The following is a 9,098-nucleotide window of genomic DNA, read 5'->3' on the forward strand; positions in this document are numbered from 1 at the left end:
CGGCGGGATGGGGCATGTCGCGTCTTCCTGGGATCGGTGGGGTGGGATGGATCATGCGGAACCGCCAGATAGGGCGGAAGACGCATCATATGCATTGAACAGCTGCGTCAGACGCCATCTATGGACGAGGCCTATGCGCCGCCGCGCCAGGGGAACCGCATGTCCGACATCGACCTCAACCTTCTCCTGGCCCTGGACGCGCTGCTGGCGGAGGGCAGCGTAGTCGGCGCGGCGCGGCGGCTGGGGTTGAGCCCCTCGGCCATGAGCCGCACTTTGGCGCGGCTGAGGGTCGCGACCGGCGACCCACTGCTGGTGCGGGCCGGGCGCAGCCTCGTCCCGACGCCCCATGCCGTGGACCTGCGCGCCCGGGTCCCGGCCTTGACGCAGGAGGTTCGCGCCCTGCTGCGGCCGGCCGCCCGGGGCCTGGACCTCGCCGTCCTGGAGCGGACCTTCACCCTGCGCGCCAGCGAAGCCTTCGTGCAGGCCTTCGCCGCCCCGCTGGTGGCGGCGGTCCGAGGCGTGGCCCCCAGGGTGCGGCTGCGCTTTGCGCCCAGGCCGGACAAGGATGTGGGCCCCCTGCGCGACGGGTCGGTGGATCTGGAAATCGGCGTGCTGGGCCAGACCGGCCCGGAGGTGCGCGTGCAGACCCTGTTCACCGATCGCTATGTCGGCGCCGTGCGCCAGGGCCATCCGCTGCTGACGGGCGAGGTCACGGTCGAACGGTTCCTGGCTTTCGGTCATGTGGTGGTCGCCCAGGCGGCCCACGGCCTCGATCCCCTGGACGCGGCGCTCGCCGCCCTGGGTCGTGCGCGCGACATCGCAGTCGTGGTCCCCAGCTTCCCGGCCGCCCTGGCGATCGCCTGCGCGTCGGACCTGGTGGCCCAGGTCACGGACGCCAGCCTCCACGCCGAGCACGCCCGGCCAGGCGGATCAACGTTCCCCGGCGCGCGGGGATTGAGCCTGCCCCTGCCGACGGCGACGTTCGCGGTGTCCCAGATGTGGCATCCGAGGCTGGACGCCGACCCCGCGCATCGCTGGTTTCGGCGCCTTGTGCAGGGGGTCTGCCGCGCTGCGAACGACAGACCCCCGTACGATTGACCGCCGCGACGCAGCCCGGCCTCAGGTGATGCGCTTGACGCTCACCGGGTCGCTGCCGGGGAAGCTCTCTTCCAGGCCTTCGTCGAGCAGGGCTTCCTGGCGGCTCTCCGCCTCGGCTTCCTTGTCGGCCAGCTGGTCGTGCTTCTCGTCGTCCTTCAGGGCCTCGGCGGGGCGGGAATGGGGAACCTCGATGTGGCGGTCCTCCAGCTGGGCGCGACCCTCGACGGCGGAATCGGCGGCCGAGCCGCCCGAGCCGTGGCTGAAGGCCCGCTTCTCGTCCTTGTGGGTGTTGGGAACGGAGTTCGACATGGGTCTCTCCTCTGGATCGGCGAGCCGGTCAGGCCCGCCCTCCCCAGATCAACGTCCCGCCGCGCGAAGCGGTTGCCCCGCCGCCAGCCAGCCCTGGGCGTTGCGCAGTCGAATCCCGCTGGCGTGCAGGCTGGAGGACCACAGGTTCTTGAGCGGTAGCAGGCTCTCCATGAGCCGTAGTTCGACCCCAAGGGCGCCCAGGGCGGCGGGCAGGTCGTCGAGGGTCTCGACCCCGCGCGGCGTCACCGCCTGGCGGCTCACCCACATGCCGGCCTCGGCCAGGCTCTCGAAGGTCTCCGGCGGCAAGTCATAGCGGTGAAGCCGGGCGGTCTTCAGCCGGTCGAACCAGGCCCACTCGACGAAGGCGACCCTGGTCGGCCGGCCCGGCCCCATCCAACGGTCGATGTCGGCCGTCGTCGATCCGGCCCTGGCCCAGGCCAGGATGCGCGGGCAGTCGCGGGGAAACAGGTAGAGGGCCTGGTGCGACGCCTCGATCGCCCAGACCAGGGGACCGTTCAGCCAGTCCATGCCGGGCGCCCGCTCGGCGGGGACCCGCACCGGCCGGGGGTCGAACCGGGCGATGGCCGGGTCCTCGGAGAAATGGAACAGGGACGGGGTCACGCTTAAGCCGCCGGGAAGGGTTGTTGAGCCATAAGCTTAGGCCCGCCCGCGTTGCCCGCCAGGGTCTTTCCCTGTAGTCAGCCGCCACCGCCCACCCGGAAGCCGTCCCACACATGTCCGAACTCTACGACGTCGCCGCCATCGGCAACGCCATCGTCGACGTCATAGCTCCGGCCGATGACGCCTTCCTGACGGACCTCGCCCTCGACAAGGGCGCCATGATGCTGGTCGATGAGGCGCGCAGCGCGCTCCTCTATGACCGCATGGCGGCCGGGGTCGAGACCTCTGGCGGGTCGGCCGGCAACACCATCGCCGGGGTCGCCAGCCTGGGCGGCCGGGCGGCCTATCTGGGCAAGGTGGCCAAGGACCAGCTGGGCGACGTCTTCCGCCATGACATGCGCGCCATCGGCGCCCATTTCGACACTCCGCCCCTGATCGGCGGCCCGTCTACGGCCCGCAGCCTGATCAATGTGACGCCCGACGGCGAGCGCACCATGTGCACCTATCTGGGCGCCTCGACCGAGTTCGCCGCCGACGACATCGATCCCGCCGTGATCGAGGCGGCCAAGATCGTCTATCTGGAAGGCTATCTGTTCGACGCCGAGGCCGCGCGCCGCGCCTTCGCCAAGGCCGCCGGCCTGGCCCGGGGCGCCGGTCGCCTGCTGGCGCTGACCCTCTCCGACGGCTTCGTGGTCGACCGCCACCGCGCCGGCCTGCTGGGCTTCGTCGAGACCCAGGTCGACCTGGTGTTCGCCAATGACACCGAGCTCACCGCCCTGTTCGAGACCGACGACTTCGACGCCGCCCTGGAGGCCCTGCGCCCCCACGTGAAGCTCGCCGCCGTCACCCGCGGCGCCCAGGGCTCGGTGATCATCCAGGGAAGTGAAACCGTGGCGGTTCCGGCCTATCCGGTCGAGAAAGTCGTGGACACGACCGGCGCGGGCGACCAATACGCAGCCGGGTTCATGTACGGCCTCGCCAAGGGCCGGCCGCTGGAGATCTGCGGCCGCCTCGGTTCGCTGGCGGCGTCGGAAGTGATCTCGCATTACGGCCCAAGGCCGCAGGTCTCGCTCAAGGACCTGGCGGTCGCGAAAGGACTTTAGGGAATGGCCCGCACGGCCGAGGTGGTCCGCGAGACCAAGGAGACCCAGATCACGGTCCGCGTGGATCTGGACGGCTCCGGCGTATCCGATGTCCAGACCGGGATCGGCTTCTTCGATCACATGCTGGACGCCTTCGCCCGCCATGGCGGCATCGACCTCTATGTCCGCACCACGGGCGACCTGCATATCGACTTCCACCATGCGGTGGAGGACACCGGCATCGTGCTCGGCCAGGCGATCCACAAGGCGCTCGACGGCTTCAAGGGCGTGCGCCGCTTCGGCTCGGCCTATATTCCCATGGACGAGACCCTGACGCGCTGCGCCATCGACCTGTCCAACCGCCCCTACCTGGTCTGGAAGGTCGCCTTCAAGACCCCGAAGATCGGCGACTTCGACACCGAGCTGTTCAAGGAATTCCACCACGCCTTCGCCATGAACTGCGGCGCCTGCGTGCATCTGGAGACCCTTTACGGGGACAACTCCCACCATATCGCCGAGAGCGGCTTCAAGGCCCTGGCCCGGGCCCTGCGCACCGCCATAGAACTCGACCCCAAGACCCATGGTCACGCTCCGTCGACCAAGGGCGTCCTGTAGGATTCACATCATGCAGAGCGTCGCCCTGATCGACTACGGGTCGGGCAACCTTCGCTCGGCCGAAAAGGCCCTGATCCGCGCCGCGGACGGGACCGCCGAGATCGTTGTCACCTGTGACCCCGAGACCATCGCCCGCGCCGACCGCATCCTCCTGCCCGGCGTCGGCGCCTTCGCGGCCTGCATGCGGGCCTTCGAGAGCCGCCCCGGCCTGGTCGAGGCCATGACCGAGGCCGTGCACGTCAAGGGTCGCCCCTTCCTGGGCGTCTGCGTCGGCATGCAGCTGGTCGCGACCCGCGGCCTGGAGTTCGGCGAGACCCCAGGTCTCGGCTGGATCCCCGGCGACGTGCGCCGCATCACCCCGGCCGATCCGCACGCCAAGGTGCCCCACATGGGCTGGAACGGGCTCACCCGTCTTTCCGGCCCCGACTTCCTCACCGAGATCGGCGAGGGAACTCCGATGTACTTCACCCACTCCTTCGCCATCTTCCCCGATGACGACCGGGACGTCTCAGCCTGGGTCGACCATGGCGGACAATTCCCCGCCGCCGTCGCCCGGGGCAATGTGGCGGGCGTGCAGTTCCACCCTGAAAAATCTCAAAGCGCCGGGCTCGCCCTGCTGGCGCGGTTCCTGGAGTGGCGCCCGTGATCCTCTATCCCGCGATCGATCTGAAGGACGGCGAATGCGTCCGCGTCCTGCACGGCGATCTGGACACCGCCACGGTGTTCAACACCTCCCCCGCCGACCAGGCGCGCCAATGGGCCGACAGTGGTTTCCACTGGGTCCACGTGGTCGACCTGAATGGCGCGGTCCAGGGCAAGGCGGTCAATGAGAAGGCCGTCGAGGCCATATTGGAATCGGTCTCCATCCCGGTGCAGCTGGGCGGCGGCATCCGCTCCATCCGCGACATCGAGCGCTGGATCGAGGCCGGGGTCTCCCGGGTGATCCTCGGCACCGTCGCCGTGACCAAGCCGGAGATCGTCAAGGAAGCCGCCCGCAAGTGGCCCGAGCAGATCGCGGTCAGCGTCGATGTCCGGGCCGGCAAGGTGGCGACCCAGGGCTGGACCGAAAGCTCCGACCTCGACGCGGTCACTGTGGCCAGGCGCTTTGAGGACGTGGGCGTCGGCGCCCTGATCATCACCGACATCGACCGTGACGGCACGGTCATGGGCTTCAATGTCGAGGCCTTCGGCGCTATCGCCGACGCGGTCTCGATCCCGGTCATCGCCGCTGGCGGCCTGGCCACGGTGGACGACATCGTCCGGCTGATGGCCCACAAGGGCGCCCCCATCGCCGGCGCCGTCCTCGGCCGCGCCCTCTACAACGGCGCCATCGCGCCGGCCGAAGCCCTGCGGATCGCCGGCTGATGCTGAAGGCCCCCCTATGCTGAAAGTGCGCGTCATCCCTTGTCTGGACGTCAAGGACGGCCGGGTGGTGAAGGGGGTCAATTTCGTCTCCCTGCGCGACGCGGGCGATCCGGTCGAGCAGGCCACGGCCTATGACGCCGCCGGGGCTGACGAGCTGATGTTCCTCGACATCACCGCCAGCCATGAGCGCCGGGGCGCGATCCTCGACGTCATCGCGCGCACGGCCGATGTCTGCTTCATGCCGCTGTCGGTCGGCGGCGGCATCCGCCAGGTGGAGGACGCCCGCCGGCTGCTGCTGGCCGGGGCCGACAAGATCAGCATCAACACCGCCGCCGTCGAACGCCGCGAACTGGTGTCCGACTGCGCCGACGCCTTCGGGTCCCAGGCCGTGGTGGTGGCCATCGACGCCAAGCGCACCGCCGGCGGCTGGCATGTCTTCACCTATGGCGGGCGCACCGACACCGGCCTCGACGTGGTCGACTACGCCGCCGACGTGGTCCGCCGCGGCGCCGGCGAGATCCTGCTCACCTCCATGGACCGCGACGGGGCCAAGATCGGCTACGACATCGCGCTCCTGAAGGCCGTGACCGACGCCGTCTCCGTGCCCGTGATCGCCTCGGGCGGGGCCGGAAACGCCCAGCACATGGTCGAGGCCGTGCTCCAGGGCGGCGCCGACGCCGTGCTGGCCGCCTCGATCTTCCACTTCGGAGAAGTTTCCATCGGTGAGGTGAAACGGGCTATGGCTGAGGCCCGCATTCCCGTGCGCCTGACGGAGACCGTCTGATGAGCCGCTTCGCCGACGTGATCGTCCGCCTTTCCGAGACCATCGAGGCGCGCAAGACCGCCAGTCCCGACAGCTCCTACACCGCCAAGCTCTTGTCCGAAGGCGTCGAGCGCGCCGCCAAGAAGCTGGGCGAGGAGGCCGTCGAGGTGGTCATCGCCGCCGTCCAGAAGGACAAGGACGGCCTGGCGAGCGAAAGCGCCGACCTGATCTACCACTTCCTGGTGACGCTGGCCGCCGCAGGCGTCAGCCTTGACGACGTGGCCGGCTGGCTGGAAAGCCGCGAGGGCCGCTCGGGCCTCGAGGAAAAGGCCTGGCGGGGCGAGTCCCAGCGCTAAATCCCTTCAGGGCGCGGCGCGGACCGAGGGGGACTTCGACCCTCTGAGCAGATGCTCGACTTTCCCCCAGAAGGGCGCGCCCGGGTTAGGAGCGCGTCGAAGTCCCCCTTCACCGCCCCCGAGGGGCCTTGGCGACCTCTCGCGAGGCGCCGCCCGGTCGGGACGATGTGTCGGCCGACAGGGGCCGGCGACCGCTTGGGTCAGCCCTCCGGCCCCTGCCGACAGCACCTTCAGACCCGGGGGCGCATCCCCCGACACGGCCCGGATCCTTGATGAGTGCGGCGGCAACTGGTCGCAACAGCGTCAGACTGACAACTGTACAAATTTGATCACTCCCGATTGGGGTCAGGCCTGTGCAGGCTGGACACAGCCCCCAGGGCGGTTGCAAAGCTCAGCTGTGCAGCGATTGGCCGTGAACGACCCCAAGGATGCGACCGGCCTGGCCCTTTGGCGGGACCCGGGCGAAGATCCCTCGCGGTTGCTTGGGCGGATGGCGGCTCACCCGGCTTTCCCCAACGCCGCCCGGACCCTGGCCCGGGCCATGCTCGAGCTTGGCGAGACCGACCGCGACCTCGACAGCCTGTTCAAGGACGCCGGCCGCTACGCCGCCACCCTGTGGGCGCTCTATCTGCATGCCGGCGACGACCTGACCCTGCCTCGGCTGAAGGTGATCTGCGCCCGTACCGGGCTGCTCAGTCCCGGCCGCGCCAGGGCCCTGCTGCAGCTCCTGGAGCATCTGGGCTTCGTCGAGCGCCAGCCGGCGGCGCCGGGCGGCGTGGTCCCCTATCGGGCCACCCCTCGCTTCCTCGCCGCCTGGCGGGCCCATCTGTACGCCGCCCTGGCCGCCGCAGCCCGGGTCGAGCCGGACGCCGTCCGGGTGCTCGACCGGTTCGCGGACCCTGGGGTGCTGCGCCTCTTCCTGCGCCACCATGCCGAGGGGCTGTTGGCGGCCCTGGAAGGCGACCGTCACGGCGAGGCCTCGGCCGAGGCGCCGGTTTTCCAGGTGTTCTTCCACCCCTATGCCGGCAGCCAGATCCTCTGGACCCTGATGACCCAAGGTGAGGGCGAGGCCTTCCCCCCGGTCCGCGCCGGTCCGCTCTCGGTCTCGGCCCTGTCGCGGCGCTTCGGCGTCTCGCGCATCCACATCAACCGCATCTTCCAGGAGGCGGCCCGCGCCGGCCTGGCCGAGCTCGGCGCCGACGGCGTCGTGACCCTGACCGGGCCAGCCCGCGACCAACTGCGGCGGATCTACGCCACCCAACTCATCCAGCTTCTGGCCGCCGCCGCCCGCACCGCCGAGCAGCTGGACATGGCCGCGCCGACCTAAAGCCCGGCCACGTCGCAGCCCCGCGCCGCCAGCACCGGCCGCAGCGCCCAATAGGCGGCCGGCGTCCGCATCAGCGGGATGCGCGGATAGAGGTGGTGAATGATGTGGAACTGCATGCCCATCGAGCCGAGGTTGCCGCCCACGCTGCGGAAACTGCGGGTGTCGCGATAGCGCCCGATCTGGGTCCCCGGATGGTGCGGCGCCCAGCTCAGATAGAACTGGATATAGGTCGTGCCGATCTGCTTGGGCAGCCACCAGACCAGGGCGGCGACCAGGGCGTGGCCGGTCCAGGCCATGGCGAACAGCACCCCCAGATAGACCAGCTGATAGACCACGGCGACCAGGCCGGCGACCTGCGCCTCCCGCGTGCCGATCCGCGCCAGGGTCGCGCCATAGGACTTGCCCGCCGCCGAGCCCGGCTGCCGCTGGGCGATCGACTTGAGGATCATGTGCCAGGGCCCCCGCGACTTCGTGCCGATGTCGGGGTCGAGCTCGGGATGGTTGGCGTGCTTGTGGTGTTCGTAGTGGGTCAGGCGCGCGACCCCATAGGGCAGCATCATCGGAATGGTCGACAGGTGACCGACCAGCTCGTTCAGCCAGAACAGCGGCTCGCCCTCCCGGGCGATGATCCGGTGCTGGGCCTCATGGCTGGGCAGGTAGCACAGCATGACATTGGCCGTGGCGATCGGGAACGCCGCCCACAGCGGCAGGATCCCCATCAAGGTCAGGGGCCACAGGCTGAGCCAGACCGCGAAATTCCCCAGGCCCCAGGCGATCGAGCCCCAGGGCAGGCCGCCCATGAACCGCTCGGCGATCGCCTTCTCCAGCTTCATCAGCTCGGGGCTGGTCAGGGCGGAGAGATCGCGACCCTCGCAGGTCGCCCCGGCGCTCATATCCATCGCCCGCTCCAGTTCGCGAAAGCGCCCCAGCCGCCGCCGACCGCCAGGCCGAGATAGAGGGCGGGCACGCCGAACGGCGCCGGCTGGTGCAGGGCGACCAGGCTCTCGGCGATCACCGGGCCCAGGAATCCGATCCCGAACAGGAACGGCATGAACCGAAACAACGGTCCCAGCACCTTCTGCAACATGGCGTCCTCCCGCCCAGGGCCTTCCCCGGCCCTAGCGTCAACATAAAGATGACGCTAGCGTCATCTTTTGCAAGCGCCAAATTGCAACCTGCCCCCACCGCTCATCCCCGCGAAGGCGGGGATCCAAGCGGCCTCAAGAATTCTGACCACGAACCTCACGAACTTCACGAACGTGCGGCGCCCCGCACCCCCACGCCAGCGGGGCGCCCTGCCGCCGCAAGAAATTTGGCCACGAAAAACACGAAAGGCACGAACTGCGCCGACCAACGCCCCGCCAGAGCCCATATCCCAGCGTGCTCGCCGACCATCCGCTCCCAGCGCCACCCGTTTGTGCTATTTGTGTTTTTCGTGGTCGAATTCTTCCTGGTTTCGACTCACGCCGATCCAGGCCACCCTAGGCTCCGCCCCGTTCGTGTGGTTCGTGAGGTTCGTGGTTCAAACCTTCAACCGCCCATGACCGACCCCCAGCGCCTCG

General features: G+C 69.5%; 12 protein-coding genes. 8 read left to right on the plus strand and 4 right to left on the minus strand.

Going from position 1 to position 9,098, the window contains the following annotated elements:
• Window positions 1-159 precede the first annotated feature (159 nt).
• On the plus strand, window positions 160-1,098 hold the full coding sequence (locus Q7P21_RS16750) for a LysR family transcriptional regulator (RefSeq protein WP_304178004.1): 939 nt from the start codon (window positions 160-162) through the stop codon (window positions 1,096-1,098).
• Window positions 1,099-1,119: 21 nt separating this feature from the next.
• Here Q7P21_RS16750 and Q7P21_RS16755 read toward each other — a convergent pair whose 3' ends face one another.
• Complete coding sequence (locus tag Q7P21_RS16755; protein ID WP_304170934.1) at window positions 1,120-1,407, minus strand: hypothetical protein; 288 nt, start codon at window positions 1,405-1,407, stop codon at window positions 1,120-1,122.
• Between the two features lie 48 nt (window positions 1,408-1,455).
• The gene (locus Q7P21_RS16760) at window positions 1,456-2,028 is read right to left on the minus strand and encodes a DUF6886 family protein (protein ID WP_304178005.1); all 573 of its coding nucleotides are present in this window, start codon (window positions 2,026-2,028) and stop codon (window positions 1,456-1,458) included.
• Between the two features lie 113 nt (window positions 2,029-2,141).
• On the opposite strand from Q7P21_RS16760, the gene Q7P21_RS16765 reads away from it, so the two are divergent.
• The 7 genes from Q7P21_RS16765 to Q7P21_RS16795 all read left to right on the plus strand — a co-directional run bounded on the left by Q7P21_RS16765 (window position 2,142) and on the right by Q7P21_RS16795 (window position 7,536).
• Window positions 2,142-3,131 (plus strand): adenosine kinase, encoded by a 990-nt coding sequence (locus tag Q7P21_RS16765; protein WP_304178007.1) that lies wholly within the window; start codon window positions 2,142-2,144, stop codon window positions 3,129-3,131.
• 3 nt (window positions 3,132-3,134) lie between these two features.
• Window positions 3,135-3,725: an imidazoleglycerol-phosphate dehydratase HisB gene (hisB, locus tag Q7P21_RS16770; RefSeq protein ID WP_304170931.1), complete on the plus strand. Its 591-nt coding sequence runs from the start codon at window positions 3,135-3,137 to the stop codon at window positions 3,723-3,725.
• 10 nt (window positions 3,726-3,735) lie between these two features.
• Window positions 3,736-4,371: an imidazole glycerol phosphate synthase subunit HisH gene (gene hisH, locus Q7P21_RS16775; protein ID WP_304170930.1), complete on the plus strand. Its 636-nt coding sequence runs from the start codon at window positions 3,736-3,738 to the stop codon at window positions 4,369-4,371.
• Window positions 4,368-5,090 (plus strand): 1-(5-phosphoribosyl)-5-[(5-phosphoribosylamino)methylideneamino]imidazole-4-carboxamide isomerase, encoded by a 723-nt coding sequence (gene hisA / locus Q7P21_RS16780; protein WP_304170929.1) that lies wholly within the window; start codon window positions 4,368-4,370, stop codon window positions 5,088-5,090. Before hisH ends, hisA begins: the two co-directional genes overlap by 4 nt.
• Window positions 5,091-5,106: 16 nt before the next feature.
• Window positions 5,107-5,874, plus strand: a complete 768-nt coding sequence (gene hisF, locus Q7P21_RS16785) for an imidazole glycerol phosphate synthase subunit HisF (protein WP_304170928.1) — start codon at window positions 5,107-5,109, stop codon at window positions 5,872-5,874.
• Window positions 5,874-6,209 carry a phosphoribosyl-ATP diphosphatase gene (locus Q7P21_RS16790; protein ID WP_304170927.1) on the plus strand — a complete coding sequence of 112 codons (336 nt, stop codon included), beginning with the start codon at window positions 5,874-5,876 and terminating at the stop codon, window positions 6,207-6,209. The genes hisF and Q7P21_RS16790 overlap by 1 nt, the downstream gene beginning before the upstream one ends.
• A 412-nt stretch (window positions 6,210-6,621) precedes the next feature.
• Complete coding sequence (locus Q7P21_RS16795) at window positions 6,622-7,536, plus strand: hypothetical protein (RefSeq protein WP_304170926.1); 915 nt, start codon at window positions 6,622-6,624, stop codon at window positions 7,534-7,536.
• On the opposite strand, the gene Q7P21_RS16800 is transcribed toward Q7P21_RS16795, so the two are convergent.
• The gene (locus tag Q7P21_RS16800) at window positions 7,533-8,435 is read right to left on the minus strand and encodes a fatty acid desaturase (protein ID WP_304178009.1); all 903 of its coding nucleotides are present in this window, start codon (window positions 8,433-8,435) and stop codon (window positions 7,533-7,535) included. The genes Q7P21_RS16795 and Q7P21_RS16800 overlap by 4 nt on opposite strands.
• Window positions 8,426-8,623 carry a hypothetical protein gene (locus tag Q7P21_RS16805; protein ID WP_304178010.1) on the minus strand — a complete coding sequence of 66 codons (198 nt, stop codon included), beginning with the start codon at window positions 8,621-8,623 and terminating at the stop codon, window positions 8,426-8,428. Before Q7P21_RS16805 ends, Q7P21_RS16800 begins: the two co-directional genes overlap by 10 nt.
• Window positions 8,624-9,098 lie beyond the last annotated feature (475 nt).

Origin of the sequence: Phenylobacterium aquaticum, from assembly GCF_947378715.1 — a bacterium.
Lineage (GTDB): Bacteria > Pseudomonadota > Alphaproteobacteria > Caulobacterales > Caulobacteraceae > Phenylobacterium > Phenylobacterium aquaticum_A.